The organism is Kineosporia sp. NBRC 101731 (assembly GCF_030269305.1).
Lineage (GTDB): Bacteria > Actinomycetota > Actinomycetes > Actinomycetales > Kineosporiaceae > Kineosporia.
Genome location: NZ_BSTC01000006.1, coordinates 109,440 through 124,890 on the forward strand (window position 1 = coordinate 109,440; position 15,451 = coordinate 124,890).

Consider the following 15,451-nt stretch of genomic DNA (forward strand, 5'->3'; position numbering starts at 1 on the left):
ACGTTGCTCTGTCGGCTCCCGGGCGGAATATTCCGACGGCGGGGCGGTTCTGATGACTCTGCCCGCGACAGATCTCACCTTCGCGCCGACCGGCTCCGGTCAGCGCCCCGGTCCCGACGGCGATTCCGTGCTCGTGACGGCGGAGGGTGAGGCCCGGGTGAAGCTGGGTGAGACCTGGCGGCCCGGTGATGCCGGGCTGCTCCTGGACGGGGTGCGGTGGGCCCTGGCGGCCGGGGTGCCCCTGGTGCTGGAGCACGGGGGTGCCGGCGGTGGGAGTCTGCTGTGGGCGGCTCGCGCCGAGCATCCAGGCCTGCGGGTGAGGGAAGTGGGCCCCTCACCCGGTTGGCGTCACGTTCCCCTCGAGATTGCCGTCGGACCGCCGCGCATCGAGGGCCTCGCCATCACCGGAGGGCTGGGCGGGATCGGCCGGCATCTGGCGGCCCGGTCGGCGGGCTCCTTCCGTTCGGCCGGTCGGGGAATTGTGGCCGGTTCGGGTGGTGTGGCCGGTTCGGATGGTGCGGCCGGTTCGGATGGTGCGGCCGGTTCGGGTGGTGCGGTCGGTTCGGGTGGTGCGGTCGGTTCGGGTGGTGCGGTCGGGCCCGGTGGTGCGGTCGGACCGGGAACCGGACGGGTGTGGCTGGTCGACCGGCGTCCCGTCACCGGTCACCTGCCCGCCGGCGCGCTCTCGAGCACCGCTGACGTGGCCGCACGGGTTCCCGAACGGCCCTGGCCCGTGACCCATCTCGTGCAGGCGGCCGGCCGTCTGGACCTGACCCCGGTGCTGGACCTGGATGTCGCGGTGCTGGAGGAGAGCGCGGTCGAGAAGGCCGTGGCGCTGCGGCGGTGGGTGACGGCGCTGGCCCCTCAAGGGCTTCGCTCGGTGGTGGCGTTCGGCTCGGTGGAGTCCCGGCGTCCCCACCCGATGTTCGGGGCCTATGCATTGACGAACGAGTTGTTGCGACGGGAGGCGGCCCGGTTGCGCCCGGAGTTCCCGGGGGTACGGATCGTTGTGGCCGAGTGGTCGCTGTGGGAGGGGGTCGGGATGGCCGCGGCCAGTGCCCAGGCGGCCGCGGGTGCGGGTTTCGCCGTCGTACCGGCCGGCTGGGGCGCCGATGTGACCTTCGCGTTGCTCGACGAGCGGAACCGGGTGCCGCCCGACATCGCCCTGGGTGGGCCGCAGTCCGGTCCGGGCCGGGAGGTCTGTGGCATCGGGGGAGTGGGTGGTACCGCGCTGATCGGCGGTGACGGCCCCGGCGGCGTGTCGGTCGGAGCGGGAGGGACGAGCAGCCCGGACCGCTCCGGTCAGGACAGTCAGCGACTGGACCGACTGGACCGGCTGGTGCGGATCTGCCGACCGCCGTCCGGGGCGAGGCACCGGCGACTCGGCCTCGGCGAATCCGGTGGCCCGGCAGGCAATGTGGCGCGTGCGGTGGTGCGTGGGCGGCAGGTGACGACGTCCCGGGCGGTGAACTGGCCCGGCGGATCCGCGCGGAACGCGGGTTGAGCGGCGCGCGGACCGGGGTGGATCGCGGACCGGGGTGGATCGCGGACCGGGCGGCGCGCGGACCGGGTGGAACGCGGACCGAGCCGGCCCGGGAACGTCAGCGGTCGAGGTGCTGCGCCAGAGCATCCAGGTACTCCGCCCATCCGGTGCTGTATCCCTCGGCGAGCGAGGGCGGTGGATCGTGATGCGTCAGCTCGAGCCGGGTACCGGAGCCGTGCGGCCACAGTCGTAACGAGACCGTGCTGTCCGGGTAGCCGGGGTCTTCGAGCCGCCCGTGGAACGATCTCAGCGCCCGGTCCTTCCCGCGGGAGCAGGCACCGATCACGAACCGTTTCGTGTACTCGCCGTCATCCTCGTGAAAGGTCAGTTCGTAGACCCCGTCCGGGGTACGGCGGGTGGGCGTGAACCAGAGACTGAGATGATCGGTTCCGGTGAGGGCGGACCACACCCGCGACGGTTGCGCGGGAAGGTCGCGAAGGAGGTGGACGGGTGTACCGGCCGTCATCCGTCGGTGGCCAGGCCCATCAACCGGGTGCATCGCTCGATCGCCTCGAAATCGCCCTGGAGGTTGAGTCGCCCGGTGACGACGGCCTCGAAGGGGCTGAGGAGGCCGGCCCCGATCCGGATGAAGGTGCCGGCGTCGGTGGAGCAGATGATGGCGGGGTCGGGTCCGGCGCCCCGACCGGTGACCGCCTTGCCGTCGCGGACCTCGATGTGGAAAGCCTCGTCGTCGACCCGGAACTCGTAGGTCTCATCGACCGTGGGTCGGGGCCCGGCCGCCACCATCGCCTCGACGGCGAGGAAACCCCAGGCAGCACGCGTGTAACCGCTGACCGCGATGTCGTCGTCCAGACGTTGCAGCCCCCACCGGGCCAGCGCCAGCACCGGCTGGCGCAGCCCCGCGCCGAGCGCCGTGAGCTGGTAGACCTTGCCCCGGCCGTCGCCCTCCACCGGGGCGGAGTCCACGAGGCCCTCGTTGGCCAGGGTCTGCAACCGGCTGGAGAGCAGGTTGGGGCCGAGGCCGGGCAGGTTCTCGGCCAGCTGGTTGAACCGGGCGGGACCCAGGAGCAGCTCCCGCACGATCAGCAGCGTCCAGCGTTCACCGATCACGTCCAGCGCAGCGGCGAGGCCGCAGAACTGCCCGTACATGCGCTTGTCGGGAGCGGTGGCCATGGTGGTATCCGTTCGCGGGCCGGGCGGTGCACGCACCGGTTCCGGGCAGGTCGATCCTCAAAGAGATAGTCACCATGGTACGTCCCTCGGTCAGGCGATCACCAGGCCGGGCGGGGCGCGTCAGGCCGTGTACATCGCGCCGAGCATCGGAGGGTCGATCCGCCGGTGCGGACGCAGGCCCAGTCGCAGGGGTGGTGCGGCACGGCCGGGTGATACCCGGACCGGTCCGCTGATGGCCCGGCACGGTGAGGTGGGCGCGGGATGCGTGCGAAAGATCCGGCCGGGCACGGTCAGGTAGGCGAACATGTGCCAGCGACCGGGAGGTACCCGGTCCAGGTCGAAGCGCCCGGCGCCGGTCAGGCAGCAACGCACCGGATCTCCCTCGAACGCGGGCCGGGGGAAGAGCCCGACGAAGAGTAGGCCCGCCGCGCCCGGCGGTGGAATCACCACTCCGTGCACCGACCCTCCGCACGGCGCGGACGACCGGTCCTCCTCCGCGGGCTGCTCCGGCAGCGGCCGCCAGCCCCGGCTCTCGCGGAAGGCCAGGGGCGAGAGGCCGACGCTCTGCCGGAAGCGGGTGCCGAAGGTGCCGAGGCTGGCGTACGACACCCGGAGGCTGATGTCGGTCACGTTCAAGGAGGTGGTGAGCAGGAGCCGTTTCGCCTCGGCGATCCGGACGGCGCTCAGGTAGCGCGCCGGAGGCAGCCCGGTCACCTGATGGAAGACGCGGGTGAAGTGGTACTTGCTGAACATGGCGACCCGGGCCATGTCGTCGATCGTGAAGGGTTCGCCCAGGCGTTCGTGCATGGCGTCGACGACTCGCTCGACCGCCGTCTCGGCGTCGCTCGGCATTCTCGGCCCCCCAGATGGCACCGTTCTGCTGAGTGACCGTTATATGTGCTAAGAAACCGTTTAGCAACCGTTAGTAGAGCATCTCGCTATTGCTAAAAGCGCTGGTGGTAACCCACCGTGGTGGGAGCCAGCCGCATGATGCCCAGACCGGGCGCCGCGGCCGGCTCCGGCGTCATCAGCTCCAGGTCGTGGCATCGGGTCAGCAGACCCAGGATCGTGCCCATCTCCAGCTCGGCGAACCGTGTGCCCAGGCAGGCGTGCAGCCCACCGCCCTGGTTGAGCAGACCCGACCGGGCCACACCGCCGGCGTCCCGATCCGGGGCGAAGCGCCCGGGGTCGAACCGGTCGGGGTCCGGGTAGAGATCCTCGTCCCGATGGGTCACAGGCGGGCAGAACAGCGTCTGCCAGCCGGCCGGCACGGTGAAGTCCCCCACACGGTAGGCGGTGGCCGTCTGGCGGGTCAGCATCGTGGTCACCGGGCGCAGCCGCTGCGCCTCCAGCAGGCACCGGGAGAGCTCACCGGCCCGGCGCAGCGGGGCCAGGTCGTCGTCCTCGACCACGTCCACCGGGCCGGGCAGGAGATCACACACCTCGTCACGCACGCGGCGGGCGATCGCCGGATGCTGCAGCAGGAGAACGAGCGCCCAGCCGGTCTGGGCCGACGTCGTCTCGTAGGCGGCGTACACGAGAATCATGATCAGGCCACCGAGAGTCTCGTCGTCCATCGGCTCGGAGGCGGTGCTGCGCACGAGATGGCCCAGGAAGCCGTAACGTTCGGGGTCCGGATCCTGCCGTACGCGCTCCAGGTAGGGCCGCATCAGCTCGAAGGCCTCCCGGCGGGCCCGGTTACGGCGGATCAATCGGGGCAACGGTGCGTTCGCCGGGAGGAAGAATTCCATCCCGGCCGCGATGTCGGTGAACAGCCGCCGGAACCGGGGGCGGTACGGCTCGAACTCCGGTCCGAGGAAGATCCGCATTGCGATCCGCATCGACACGTCGTCCAGCTCGGTGCCGATGTCGAAGGTTCCCTCGGTGCCCAGCCGGCCCAGCCAGGCACGGACCTCCGCGGCCATGGCGGTCAGGTAGGCGTCGTGGTGGTGGGAACGGAACGCCGGCATCAGCGCGTCCCGCTGCCGCAGGTAGACCTCGTGGTCGGCGGCCTGCATCACCGCCCCGAACATCGGCCGGAGCCACTGGTAGACCGGTGCGACCGCGAGAACCGTCTCGGGCTGGGCAATCGCAGCCTTGCTCTCGGCCGGCCCGACCACCACCGCCGCCCGCCGGGGTCCCATCCGGACCGTGAACACCGGACCCTGTTCCCGCTGCCCGCGCCGCATCAGGGCGACCGGGTCACGCATGAACTCGCCCAGGTTGCCGATGAACCGGCCCCCGCTGATCAGCGGGGGCGTCCGGCTGCCGGTCAGGAGGGTCATGGCCGGTCACCTCCCGGGGCGGTGCCGCGAACGCACCACACCTCCCAGTGGGTCAGGAACGAGCCCCGCTCGTCGCGGACCGCCTCCATCCGGCGGGCCATCTCGGCCCGGGCCGCGGGTAGCCGGTCCGGCGGAATCTGTTCCAGCACGACCCGTCCCGCCGTCTGCCAGAGCCAGTCCCACCACTGGTCCGGGCCGGTGAAGACCAGATCCAGGTGCTCCTGCGCGAGCTCGACCCCGACCAGACCCGACCGGCGCAGCAGGTCCTGGGCTCCGTCCCGGCTGCGCAAGGGGCTGGAGTCGCGGCCCGGTACCGGTGGCAGGCCGCCCTCGAGGAAGGGCAGCGCCCCGGCCGTCACCTCGAAGAACGCCGGATCGTCGGCGCCGAACAGGCTCATCGCGAAAGTTCCACCGGGGCGCAGAAGATCGTGGTAGACGCGGATCGCGGCGGCGGGGTCGGGCAGCATGAAGACCACCAGCCCGGCGGTGATCGCGTCGAACGATCCGGGTGCGAATGCCGGGTCGGAGGCGTCACCGGTGCTCACCGCGACCTGACCCAGGCCCGCCCCGGCGGCCAGGGCGGCCGTTCGGGCGACCATCTCCGGGGAGACGTCGATAGCGGTCACCGACCCGCCGGAGCCCACCGCCCGGGCCGCCGGGAAGGTGCAGGCGCCCCGGCCGCAGCCCAGGTCCAGCACGTCATCGCCCGGACGGAGCGGAACTCTCGCGACGAGCCGCTGCCCGATGAGGGAGAAGAACTCCACCCCGGTGCGGTCGTAGGACGGCGCGGCCCGGTCGAAGACCTCGGCCAGGTGCGCGGTCGTCTGCTGTTCCGGTGGGTTCCCGGTTCCCGTCTGCTGCAAGAGATCCCATCCCTTCTAGGACAACCTTCCGCGCCAGTATTGGGTTTTCCGTGGGCCCGGCGTTCTCCCAGGTTGCGCCGGTCTGCGCAAGTTCCAAGAAGGAGTCTCCTCGTCCAGGTCCCTAGCATCGGTACGGGAGCGACTTTCCGATGATGGGAGAAGCCAGTGGGCGTCCTGGGACTGCACAACGAATGTCCTCCGACCAACTATGGCGGTGAGGATGCGTCGGACATCGCCGAAGGGCTCGTCGCCGACGCCGTCGCCACCGCCGCCACGCTCCGCTCGGTCCGTGACTGCATGGACGCGCTCGCCAGCCTGGACGACACCGTGCGCTGCGTGGTGGAGGCCTCGGCCGGGGCCGTTGCCCCGGACGGGACCTTCGACCGATCGGTCGTGGCCGGCAAGATGACGGAGGTCCTGGCCACCTACGACGCCTGTTTCAAGGCGATCAGTGGCACCGTCGAGCACATCGACCTGGCGGTCAAGCAGTACGACAACCTGCAGGCCTACGCCGCGCTGGCCCTCGGCAAAGGACGCGACGAATGCTACGAGCAGCGACTTCAGCAACTCGGTGAGGGTGGCTTCCAGGGGATGGCGCAGGCACGGATCGCGTTGCTGCGAAAACTCCGGGTGCGGGTGCAGTTGTTGCAGCGGATGGAGGACTTCGGGCACGAGATCCTGTCCGGCTTCGACTTCAACACCTTCTTCCTGACCTTCATGCAGCCGATGCGCGACCTGGCGGTCTCCGCCGGTGATCTCTACAACGAGACGCTGCGGGGCGCCCTGGTCGCGTACGACACGCTGGTCAGGGTGTGCGACATGGCCGAGGGGAGGCCGACCACGACGTTGCGGCGGCAGATGGCGACGAGCCCGGCCTGAGCGCCGCCTCTCCTGTGACTGCGTCCGGCGGTGTGGGCCCGGGCCTACGCCGCCGGACGTAGCATGGGCACCCGTACAGCCACCGACGGGGCGGAGGTAGTCAGGTGTCCGAGACCTTTCAGGGCGAGCTGGTCTGCGAACAGGTCGGCGCGTGGACCTATGTGACGGTGCCGCCGGAGGTGGCCCGGAGGCTGGGAGTGAAGTCCCGGCTCCCGGTGCGGGGCGAGGTGGCCGGCGCCGAACGGGCCGGCTTCACCGGCTCGGTGATGAGCGGTCCGGCCGGTCACTACATCGTGGTGAACCAGGCGGTCCGGGCGGCCGCCGGGGTCCGGGCCGGTGACGAGGTCACGGTGACCATCTCGCCCGACGCCGCTACCCGCACCGTCGAGGTGCCCGACGATCTGACCACCGCGCTGGCCGCCGAGCCGGCCGCGCACGACTTCTTCGACCAGCTCTCCTACTCCCGCAAGAAGGAGTACGTCAGCTGGATCACCGGGGCCAAGCAGGCGCAGACGAGAGAGCGGCGCATCGGGCAGGCGATCGAGAAGCTTTCCGCGAGGCTGTATCTCAAGTAGAAGGCGTCGGGCCCCGACCGATCGGGCCGGTTTCCTGCCGGCCCCGAACGCCGGAGGCCACAGTGTCCGTCATCAACGAAACCATCGCGTCCAACGGAGCCGGGGAGCCGTCCGACCAGGCCTGGCCGGACTTCCGGGAACTGGAACCGGCGAGCGCCCGGGCGGTCTTCCCGCCGTTGAACGCCGCCGCGGCCCGTTCGATCGTGCAGGACCGCTGGGAGCGGCTGGTCGCGGTGGCCGAGATACCCCATCCGGTGCAACGGGTCTGGGACGCGCTCACCACTCCTGACGAGATCCGGCACTGGCTCGCGGTGGTGCGGGGGCCGGTCGCCGAGATCGGGACCGACTACGTACTCGACTTCGAGGACGGCGAGTTCTTCCAGTGCCACACGCTCCAGGCGCAGGCGCCCGGCCCCGCCGGTGCCGTGCTCAAGCACTACTGGCGATGGGTCGGAGTGGGCCCGGCGACCCGGGTGATCTGGGAGCTGCGGCCGGTCGAGGGCGGCACCCGGGTGACCGCCATCGAGGAGGCCTACAACCCTCCCTCGGACTGGCGGGGCTGGAACGGTAACGGCTGGCCCGGGATTCTCGACCAGCTCTCGGGCTACCTGCGCACGGGTACGACCTGGCGCTGGCCCTGGCGGCGGATGGGGCCCTACGTACAGATCGAGCTGGAGTCCACGCCGTACGACGCTTGGGAGATGCTGTCCCGGCCGGAGGCCCTGCGGTACTGGCTCCAGCGCCGGTTCGGGTCGTTCACCCCGGGAGATCGGCTGACCCTGGTGATGGGCGACGCCAGCGGCATCGTCGAGATGCACGTCGACCGGCACGTCGAACCCAACCAGGCCTTCCCCTCCTACCTGCCCTGGCTGGAGTTCCGGCTGAAGCGCCCGTCGTGGACCACCGAGCTGAGCGGAAAGCTCTACATCGAGCCCGCCGGACTGGACCGCGCGCTGTTCCAGGTCTTCCTGGAGAACTGGGACAACCTGCCGGCGGACATCCAGCTCTCCGAACGGAGGATCGTGGCGGCGTTCCTGCGCGACTCCATGGTGCGGGCGCAGAACATGTGCGGCCCCCTGCCCACCCCCGGGCACCCGCACGGCTGGGCCTGAGGAGGCACTGATGACCACGTCCCGGACACATCCCGGAACCGAGGCCGAGCCCGACGTCCTGATGCAGCTCCTGATGCCGGAGGGACGGGACGACCCCTACCCGATCTATGCCCGGCTCCGGCACGAGTCCCCGCTCTACGCAAGCCAGTTCGGCGCCTACCTGATCAGTCGCCACGAGGACGTGGACCGCGTGCTGAAGCGGGCCGACCTCTTCCCGGGGGTAGACCCGGAGATGATGGACCAGATGTTCCCCCAGGCGGTCGAGCACGAGGCGTTCGAGGTGCTGGTGACCGCTCTGGTGGGGAGCAACCCGCCGAAGCACACCCGGTTGCGCGGGCTGATCGGGAACGGGTTCACCGCCCGTCGCCTGGCCGGCCTGCGTCACGGGCTGGAGCACCGCACGGAACAGGTGCTGGCCGACGTCGCCGAACGGCTGCGCTCGGGGGAGACCGTGGACCTGCACGAGTCGATCTCCATGCCGATCCCCATGCACATGATCTCGGACCTGATCGGTATTCCGGAGGCCGACCGGAGGCGGCTGGCCCAAGGGGTGCCGGAGATGATGAATGTGGTCGACCCGGCGGCCACGCCCGAGGCGGTGCAGCGGGCCGACGAGGCGTTCCGCGCTCTGGGGGAGTATCTGGACGGCCTGATCGCCCGGCGCCGGTCCGACCCCCGCGACGACCTGGTGTCCATGCTGGTGGCGGCGCGGGACGAGGAATCGGGCCGGGTGGACGACAAGGAACTGCGCAACCTGCTCTTCACACTCTGGTCGGCCGGTTTCGAGACCACGGCGACGGCGATCGACAACGCCGTGCTGCTGCTCCTGGCCGACCCGTCCCGGTCCCGCTGGTTGGAGAACGAGCAGAGTACGGCGAGTTTCGTCACGGAGACCCTGCGGTACGAGCCGTCGGTCCACGTGGCCCCCGGTATCCGGTTCGCGGCCCAGGACGTGGAGCTGAGCGGGGGAACAGTGCCGGCCGGAGCCCAGGTGCGGTTGCTCATCGGTTCGGCCAACCGGGACGGGGAGGTGTTCGAGAACGGTGACACGTTTGACCCGGGCCGTCCGACGGTGGCCTCGGCCCGGCCGCTCAGTTTCGGCGCGGGTATCCATTACTGCCTCGGAGCCGGGCTTTCCATGGTGGAGATGGGGGTGTTGCTACCTCGTCTGCATCACCTGTTCCCGAGCCTGGTTCTGGCGGGACCGCCGGTGCGCCGCCGTTCCATCCCGCTACGTGATTTCGCTGCGATCCCCGTTCGTCTCGCGGACTGATGCGCAGATCGCTGTAGAAACATGAACCAATTGAGGTTAGGGTCGTTCCATGGCTGATGTGATCTCCGTCTCTGGCCTGAGAAAACGCCTGGGCCGCTCCGACGTGCTGGACGGCCTGTCGCTCTCGGCGGCCGAGGGCAGTGTGGTGGGTCTGCTCGGTCCTAACGGGGCCGGGAAGACCACCACCGTCCGGGTTCTCAGCACTCTCCTGAAACCGGACGCCGGCACCGTCGAGATCTGCGGCGTCGATGTGGCCCGCGACCCGTCGCGGGTGCGCCATCTGATCGGGCTCACCGGCCAGTTCGCCGCGGTCGATCCCATCCTCACCGGGCGGGAGAACCTCGAGCTGGTGGCCCGGTTGTATCGGATCCGCCGGGCCGAGGCCCGGCGCCGGGCCGGTGAGGTGATCGAGCGTTTCGGGCTGTCCGAGGTGGCGGGTCAGCAGGTACGCACCTACTCCGGCGGGATGCGGCGCCGTCTCGACCTGGCCGCGAGCATCCTGATCCGGCCCCGGGTGCTCTTCCTCGACGAACCGACCACCGGGCTCGACCTGGAGGCCCGCCTCGGCCTGTGGGACGAGATCCAGGGGCTGGCCCGGGGAGGCGCGACCATCCTGCTGACCACGCAGTACCTCGACGAGGCCGATCATCTGGCCGACTCGGTGACGGTGCTGGATCACGGGCGCACGGTGGCCCAGGGCACGCCCGACCAGCTGAAGACCCGGATTGGTGGTGACCGGGTGGAGTTCCTCCTGGCCGATCCCGCCGACCTCGACCGGGCGGTCGCGGTGGTGCGGCACGACGGAGTGGACGAACCGGTGACCGATCGCATCCTGGCCCAGATCACGGTGCCGCTGGTGGGTGACGTGACCTCCGTCAACGAGCACCTGCGGGCCCTGCACGCGGCGGGCATCGCCCTGGTGACGCACTCGGTGCGGCGCCCCACCCTCGACGACGTCTTTCTCACTCTGACCGGCCGGCGCATCAAACCCGGCGCACCACCGCCGGACCGGTCCGGGTCGAGCGCCCACCCGATCGACGAGCCGGAGGAGGCCCAGCCATGACGTCGACCACCCGGCCCGAGGAGATCACCACCGGTCCACCGGTCCCGTCCGGGGCCGCCGCCGGTGGCGTGCTCTGGTTCCTCAGCGATGCGGCCCTGCTGACGCTGCGCACGATCAAGCACACCGTGCGGCGGCCCGATCAGCTGATGGCGGCGGTACTGCAGCCGATGATGTTCTTCATCCTCTTCACCTACGTCTTCGGCGGCGCGATCTCGGTGCCCGGCAACGACTACAAGCAGTTCGTGCTGCCGGGGGTGTTCGGGCAGATCGTGGTGTTCGGCGGCATCGCCGGCATGTGCGTGGGCATTGCCGAAGACATGCGCAACGGCATGATGGACCGGTTCCGTAGTCTGCCGATGCACACCTCGGCGGTGCTGCTCGGCCGCACCGTGGCCGAAGCCCTGCGCAACTTCGTCGCGGTGATCGTGACCGGCGCGGTGGCCTATGCCTTCGGCTACCGGTTGCACGGCAGTTTCCTCCAGGTGCTGGGTGGTATCGGGGTTCTCGTGTTCTTCGGCTTCGCCGTGTGCTGGGTGCTGGCGGTCGTCGGCGTCACCGCGAGCAGCGCCGAAGGTGCCCAGACCACCGCCATGCCCTGGGTTTTCCTGTTCGGCTTCGTCAGTTCGGCGTTCGTACCGTCCGAGTCGATGCCGGGCTGGTTGCGCCCGTTCAGCGACAACAGCCCGGTCACCCTCACGATCAACACCGCCCGTGACCTGTTCGCGGGAGCCGACCCGGGTGGCGACGCCACCGCGTCCTTGCTCTGGTCGGCCGGACTGCTCGTTGTCTTCGTGCCGCTGGCGACAGCGCTCTTCCGACGGGCCACGGCCCGCACCTGAGAACGCCGGACCCGGACGGGAGGGCATGACATGGACGTCATCGGTGTGGGTTTCGGCCGTACCGGCACCACCACGCTGAAGCAGGCCCTGGAGATTCTCGGCCTCGGCCCCACCTACCACACCCGGGAGATCTTCCAGGACCCCGACCGGCTGGCGCACTGGGAGGCGGCCCTGGCCGGCGATCGCGACTGGGACAGGGTCTTCGAGGGATACCGTTCCACGGTGGACTGGCCGGGAGCGGCCTTCTGGGCCGAGCTCGTCGAGTACTACCCCGACGCCAAGGTGATTCTCACGGTCCGTGACCCTCGGCGCTGGCACCGCTCCAGCATGCGCACCATCTTCCTGGTCTACCGCCGTGACCTCCCCAGCCGGCTGCTGGTGCGGCTGATCCGGGTGCCGCTGCGGTTCGCCGACCGGCGGCTGCGGTCGTTCAACGAGACCTACGACGGCATTTTCCGCCGGCATTTCGCCGACGGCCCGATCCACGACGAGGACTATGCCGTCGAGGTCTTCGAGAAGCATCTGGCGGCCGTGCGCGAGGCTGTCCCGGCGGAGCGTCTTCTCGTGTACAGAGTCGAAGAAGGGTGGCCCACCTTGTGTAAGTTCCTCGGTATCGGGATTCCCGTCCGAACCTTTCCGCACGCCAATGATCAGTGGGATTTCCAGCGCCGCAGCGGTGGTTTCGTGATGAAGGGAATGCGGCGGATGATCGGCCGGGCGGCTCGTGGGCTGAGCCCGGGTGGCTCGGGCCGCACGATCCGGGAGGCTCCTGACGCGCCGGGCGCCGACCTGACCCGCTGATGGCCGACGACCTGCTCACCTACGCCGATCGGGTGTGGGCGGGGGACGCCGACCTGCGGCCCTACTACTCCGGGCAACTGAACCGGGAGGGCTTGCACCGGGTCGCCGACGGCGTCTGGATGTGGCCGGCCACCGGCAATGTCTACGTGATCGATGTGGGTGACGCCCTACTGCTGTTCGACGCGGGTGACCGCACGAACGCGCAGAGGTTCCTCGCCGCGCTCCGGGCCCTGACCGCCCGGCCGGTGTCGACGCTGGTGTACTCCCACGGTCACATCGATCATGTCTGCGGGGCAACGGTGATCGACGCTGATCCGGATCGTCCGGTGACGGTGGTCGGCCATGTAGACATTGCCCGCCGGTTCGACCGGTACCGGCTCACCCCCGGTTACAACGCCCTGGTGAACCAGCGGCAGTTCCGTGCGCCGGGCCTCACCTGGCCGGAGGTGTACCGGTATCCCGACCGCACCTACACCGACGAGCTGCAGCTCGATCACGGGGGTCTGCGGGTACATCTTCGGCACGCCCGGGGGGAGACCGACGATGCCACGACCGCCTGGATCCCCGACCTGAAAGTGCTTCTCTGCGGGGACTTCTACGCATGGAACGCGCCGAATGCCGGCAACCCGCAGAAGGCGCAGCGGCACGTGGCGGAGTGGGCCGCGACGCTGGAGTGGATGGCCGGCCTGGGGGCCGAGCTGCTGCTGCCCGGTCACGGGGTACCCGTGCGAGGGGCGGCGAAGGTGGCCCGCACCCTGACCGATGCCGCCACGGTGCTCACCCATCTGCACGACGCCACCGTCGACCTGATGAACGCCGGGGCCACGCTCGACGAGATCCTGCACTCGAAGAGCATTCTCACGCCGACCGTGAAAGAACTGCTCGCCCGGCCGTATTTGCGGCCGACCTACGACGATCCCGAGTTCATCCTGCACAACCTCTGGCGAGCCTACGGCGGCTGGTACGAGGGGGACCCCGCCGCGCTGCGCCCCGCGCCCCGTGCCGAACTCGCCACCGAGATCAGTGAACTGGCCGGTGGGCCCGGCCAACTGGCGGAACGCGCATTGGCCCTGTTGAACAGCGGGAATCACCGATTGGCGGCTCATCTCGTGGAACTGGCGGCCCTGGCGGCTGACGATGACCCGCAGGTGCACCGGGCCCGGGCCGAGGTCTTCGGCGCGATGGAGGCCGATGCCTCGTCGTTCATGGCGAAGGGCATCTACGGCTGGGCCGCGGCTGGGTCCCGGGCCCGGGCCGACGGGTCCGATCCGTGGGCCGTGATGCGGGCCGGTCGCTGGGCCCCGTGATCGCGCCCGGGTGCTCCGTGTGAGCACCCGGGCGCCGGTCGGTGGACTACTTCTTCTCCTCGACCACCATGACGCCGTTGCCGTCCGGGTCGTTCACGTTGAAGAACGAGCCGAACGGCGCGTCGAAGATCGGCGAAGGGTCAAAATTCTTCAGGGCGAGCGACTTGTGCAGCGCCTTCACGTCGTCGGCCGCTACCGACATGTGCATCACCCCGGGTTCGAGCCCTCCGACGGTCCAGTTGGCCAGCACGACCGTGGTGTCACCCGTGGTGGTGCCGAGCTGCAGCCAGCGCAGGTCCGGCTCCGGCGGCATCTCCTCCTCGGTCATGATGTGGTCGTTCGTGACGCTGAATCCCAGGCTCTCGTAGAACGAGAGCGCCTTGTCCTGGTCGGTCACCGGGATCGAGATGAGCGTGATGTGGCTGATTCCCACCGGTTCGTCTCCTTCTTCGCGGACGTGATCGGATGCCGGGAGTCTGACGAACGCTAACAATACCGCTAGTGACCTCGGTCGCACCGCGGCTGCGTTCGTGCGGGTCGTGCTTCATGTTTCTCCGAGTGTTGCTATCAGTTCTGTGGGTCTTTCCTCCATCGGGCCGTGCCTGGGAGTGCCACGGCCAGGCACGTCGGCGCGAGCCTGCCTACGATCGACCGTATGGCCCGCTCCGACCTCGGCGACTACCTGACCGGTGCCCGCGCCCGCATCACCCCGTCCGCGGTGAACCTGCCCACCGACGGCCTGCGCCGGGTGCCCGGTCTGCGACGGGAGGAGGTCGCGGCGCTGTCGGGGGTCAGCGTGGACTACTACGTGCGGCTCGAACAGGGCCGCGAACGGCATCCGTCCGCCCAGGTGCTCGCGGCTCTGGCGGCGGCCCTGCGGCTGGGTGACGACGCCCGGGAACACCTGTTCCGGCTCGCCGGGATGTCGTCCGGGGCGCGATCACCGGGGCCGGCCGACCGGGTGCACCCCAGCCTGGCTCAGCTCATGGATGCCTGGCCCGACAACCCGGCGCTCGTCTACAACCGGGCCTACGACGTGATCGCGTCCAACGCCCTGGCCGACGCGCTGTTCTGCGACTGGCCGGGCGAACGCAACCTGCTGGGCGTCGTGTTCGGTTCCGCCGGTTCGCTGTACTCCGACTGGGACGACGTGGCCCGCAACTGCGTGGCCGGGTTCCGGGTGGCCCACGGGCAGGCGCCCGACGACCCGCGGGTGCGTGAGGTGCTCGCCCGGTATCTGTGCGACGAGCGTTTCGCCCGGCTCTGGCGCGAGCACGATGCGCGCGGGAAAACCCTGGAGCGTAAGCATTTCGACCATCCTGAAGCGGGTCTTCTCACCCTCACGGGGCAGACCTTCGAGGTGCGGGCCGCGCCGGGGCAGGATCTGGTGATCTATCACGCCGAACCGGGTTCGGCCGATGCCCAGGCCCTGAGGCTGCTCGGTACGCTGGCGGCCACGAAAGCTCTGCATCTGAAAGGATGAACAGTGACGGACACCAACCACAGCACGGTCGACGTCGACGGCGCTCTGCGGCGCTGACCGATCTGCCCGAGCCCGAGAAGCTCGCCGGGCTGCCACACCCGGCGCTGATCCTGACCTTCCCCGACGATCCCGGGCATCCGCTCAGCACGGCCACCGCGCTGGAGTCCCTGCTGCCCGGCGCCACCTTGTACACGCCCGCGTCCCGTCCCGCCGACGTCGCGGCGTGGGGTGCGGTGGTCTCGGAGTTCCTGACTGCTTGAGGACGTCGTTGTTGCCTCGGGCGTCCGGGTCCCG

At 69.9% G+C, this 15,451-nt stretch carries 17 protein-coding genes; 11 read left to right on the plus strand and 6 right to left on the minus strand.

Annotated elements, in window-relative coordinates; genetic code table 11:
- The first annotated feature begins 52 nt into the window (after positions 1 to 52).
- Positions 53 to 1,504: a Rossmann-fold NAD(P)-binding domain-containing protein gene (locus tag QSK05_RS18325; protein ID WP_285598458.1), complete on the plus strand. Its 1,452-nt coding sequence runs from the start codon at positions 53 to 55 to the stop codon at positions 1,502 to 1,504.
- A 97-nt stretch (positions 1,505 to 1,601) separates the two neighbouring features.
- Here the strand turns inward: QSK05_RS18325 and QSK05_RS18330 are convergent, their stop codons facing one another.
- From QSK05_RS18330 to QSK05_RS18350, 5 genes are all read right to left on the minus strand, one after another.
- Positions 1,602 to 2,009: an SRPBCC family protein gene (locus tag QSK05_RS18330; RefSeq protein ID WP_285598459.1), complete on the minus strand. Its 408-nt coding sequence runs from the start codon at positions 2,007 to 2,009 to the stop codon at positions 1,602 to 1,604.
- Positions 2,006 to 2,677, minus strand: coding sequence for a winged helix-turn-helix transcriptional regulator (locus QSK05_RS18335; RefSeq protein ID WP_285598460.1), 672 nt, complete (start codon positions 2,675 to 2,677; stop codon positions 2,006 to 2,008). Before QSK05_RS18335 ends, QSK05_RS18330 begins: the two co-directional genes overlap by 4 nt.
- Positions 2,678 to 2,797: 120 nt before the next feature.
- Positions 2,798 to 3,529, minus strand: coding sequence for a helix-turn-helix domain-containing protein (locus QSK05_RS18340; protein ID WP_285598461.1), 732 nt, complete (start codon positions 3,527 to 3,529; stop codon positions 2,798 to 2,800).
- A gap of 92 nt (positions 3,530 to 3,621) precedes the next feature.
- Positions 3,622 to 4,962 (minus strand): cytochrome P450, encoded by a 1,341-nt coding sequence (locus QSK05_RS18345; protein WP_285598462.1) that lies wholly within the window; start codon positions 4,960 to 4,962, stop codon positions 3,622 to 3,624.
- Positions 4,959 to 5,825, minus strand: coding sequence for a class I SAM-dependent methyltransferase (locus tag QSK05_RS18350; RefSeq protein WP_285598463.1), 867 nt, complete (start codon positions 5,823 to 5,825; stop codon positions 4,959 to 4,961). Before QSK05_RS18350 ends, QSK05_RS18345 begins: the two co-directional genes overlap by 4 nt.
- Positions 5,826 to 5,990: 165 nt before the next feature.
- Between QSK05_RS18350 and QSK05_RS18355 the strand changes: the two genes are divergently transcribed.
- The 8 genes from QSK05_RS18355 to QSK05_RS18390 all read left to right on the plus strand — a co-directional run bounded on the left by QSK05_RS18355 (position 5,991) and on the right by QSK05_RS18390 (position 13,674).
- Positions 5,991 to 6,704 (plus strand): hypothetical protein, encoded by a 714-nt coding sequence (locus QSK05_RS18355; RefSeq protein WP_285598464.1) that lies wholly within the window; start codon positions 5,991 to 5,993, stop codon positions 6,702 to 6,704.
- A gap of 104 nt (positions 6,705 to 6,808) precedes the next feature.
- Entirely contained in the window at positions 6,809 to 7,279 is a 471-nt protein-coding gene (locus QSK05_RS18360) for a YdeI/OmpD-associated family protein (protein ID WP_285598465.1), read from the plus strand.
- A gap of 62 nt (positions 7,280 to 7,341) precedes the next feature.
- Positions 7,342 to 8,391, plus strand: a complete 1,050-nt coding sequence (locus tag QSK05_RS18365; protein WP_285598466.1) for an SRPBCC family protein — start codon at positions 7,342 to 7,344, stop codon at positions 8,389 to 8,391.
- A 10-nt stretch (positions 8,392 to 8,401) separates the two neighbouring features.
- Entirely contained in the window at positions 8,402 to 9,664 is a 1,263-nt protein-coding gene (locus QSK05_RS18370) for a cytochrome P450 (RefSeq protein ID WP_285598467.1), read from the plus strand.
- 49 nt (positions 9,665 to 9,713) lie between these two features.
- On the plus strand, positions 9,714 to 10,727 hold the full coding sequence (locus QSK05_RS18375; RefSeq protein WP_285598468.1) for an ATP-binding cassette domain-containing protein: 1,014 nt from the start codon (positions 9,714 to 9,716) through the stop codon (positions 10,725 to 10,727).
- Complete coding sequence (locus QSK05_RS18380; protein WP_285598469.1) at positions 10,724 to 11,566, plus strand: ABC transporter permease; 843 nt, start codon at positions 10,724 to 10,726, stop codon at positions 11,564 to 11,566. Before QSK05_RS18375 ends, QSK05_RS18380 begins: the two co-directional genes overlap by 4 nt.
- A 30-nt stretch (positions 11,567 to 11,596) precedes the next feature.
- Positions 11,597 to 12,367 (plus strand): sulfotransferase family protein, encoded by a 771-nt coding sequence (locus tag QSK05_RS18385; protein WP_285598470.1) that lies wholly within the window; start codon positions 11,597 to 11,599, stop codon positions 12,365 to 12,367.
- Positions 12,367 to 13,674, plus strand: a complete 1,308-nt coding sequence (locus QSK05_RS18390; RefSeq protein WP_285598471.1) for an alkyl sulfatase dimerization domain-containing protein — start codon at positions 12,367 to 12,369, stop codon at positions 13,672 to 13,674. The genes QSK05_RS18385 and QSK05_RS18390 overlap by 1 nt, the downstream gene beginning before the upstream one ends.
- 46 nt (positions 13,675 to 13,720) lie before the next feature.
- Here the strand turns inward: QSK05_RS18390 and QSK05_RS18395 are convergent, their stop codons facing one another.
- Positions 13,721 to 14,107: a VOC family protein gene (locus tag QSK05_RS18395; protein WP_285598472.1), complete on the minus strand. Its 387-nt coding sequence runs from the start codon at positions 14,105 to 14,107 to the stop codon at positions 13,721 to 13,723.
- 222 nt (positions 14,108 to 14,329) lie between these two features.
- Here QSK05_RS18395 and QSK05_RS18400 point away from each other — a divergent pair, with 222 nt between their 5' ends.
- Both QSK05_RS18400 and QSK05_RS18405 read left to right on the plus strand, forming a co-directional pair.
- Complete coding sequence (locus tag QSK05_RS18400) at positions 14,330 to 15,157, plus strand: helix-turn-helix domain-containing protein (protein WP_285598473.1); 828 nt, start codon at positions 14,330 to 14,332, stop codon at positions 15,155 to 15,157.
- Complete coding sequence (locus tag QSK05_RS18405; protein ID WP_285598474.1) at positions 15,154 to 15,417, plus strand: alpha/beta fold hydrolase; 264 nt, start codon at positions 15,154 to 15,156, stop codon at positions 15,415 to 15,417. Before QSK05_RS18400 ends, QSK05_RS18405 begins: the two co-directional genes overlap by 4 nt.
- The last annotated feature ends 34 nt before the right edge of the window (positions 15,418 to 15,451 follow it).

Excerpts from the sequence above, each read along its gene's own strand:
- QSK05_RS18325 (WP_285598458.1), top strand. The coding sequence starts at position 53 with ATGACTCTGCCCGCGACAGATCTCACCTTCGCGCCGACCGGCTCCGGT.
- QSK05_RS18330 (WP_285598459.1), bottom strand. The coding sequence starts at position 2,009 with ATGACGGCCGGTACACCCGTCCACCTCCTTCGCGACCTTCCCGCGCAA.
- QSK05_RS18335 (WP_285598460.1), bottom strand. The coding sequence starts at position 2,677 with ATGGCCACCGCTCCCGACAAGCGCATGTACGGGCAGTTCTGCGGCCTC.
- QSK05_RS18340 (WP_285598461.1), bottom strand. The coding sequence starts at position 3,529 with ATGCCGAGCGACGCCGAGACGGCGGTCGAGCGAGTCGTCGACGCCATG.
- QSK05_RS18345 (WP_285598462.1), bottom strand. The coding sequence starts at position 4,962 with ATGACCCTCCTGACCGGCAGCCGGACGCCCCCGCTGATCAGCGGGGGC.
- QSK05_RS18370 (WP_285598467.1), top strand. The coding sequence starts at position 8,402 with ATGACCACGTCCCGGACACATCCCGGAACCGAGGCCGAGCCCGACGTC.
- QSK05_RS18375 (WP_285598468.1), top strand. The coding sequence starts at position 9,714 with ATGGCTGATGTGATCTCCGTCTCTGGCCTGAGAAAACGCCTGGGCCGC.
- QSK05_RS18380 (WP_285598469.1), top strand. The coding sequence starts at position 10,724 with ATGACGTCGACCACCCGGCCCGAGGAGATCACCACCGGTCCACCGGTC.
- QSK05_RS18385 (WP_285598470.1), top strand. The coding sequence starts at position 11,597 with ATGGACGTCATCGGTGTGGGTTTCGGCCGTACCGGCACCACCACGCTG.
- QSK05_RS18390 (WP_285598471.1), top strand. The coding sequence starts at position 12,367 with ATGGCCGACGACCTGCTCACCTACGCCGATCGGGTGTGGGCGGGGGAC.
- QSK05_RS18400 (WP_285598473.1), top strand. The coding sequence starts at position 14,330 with ATGGCCCGCTCCGACCTCGGCGACTACCTGACCGGTGCCCGCGCCCGC.
- QSK05_RS18405 (WP_285598474.1), top strand. The coding sequence starts at position 15,154 with ATGAACAGTGACGGACACCAACCACAGCACGGTCGACGTCGACGGCGC.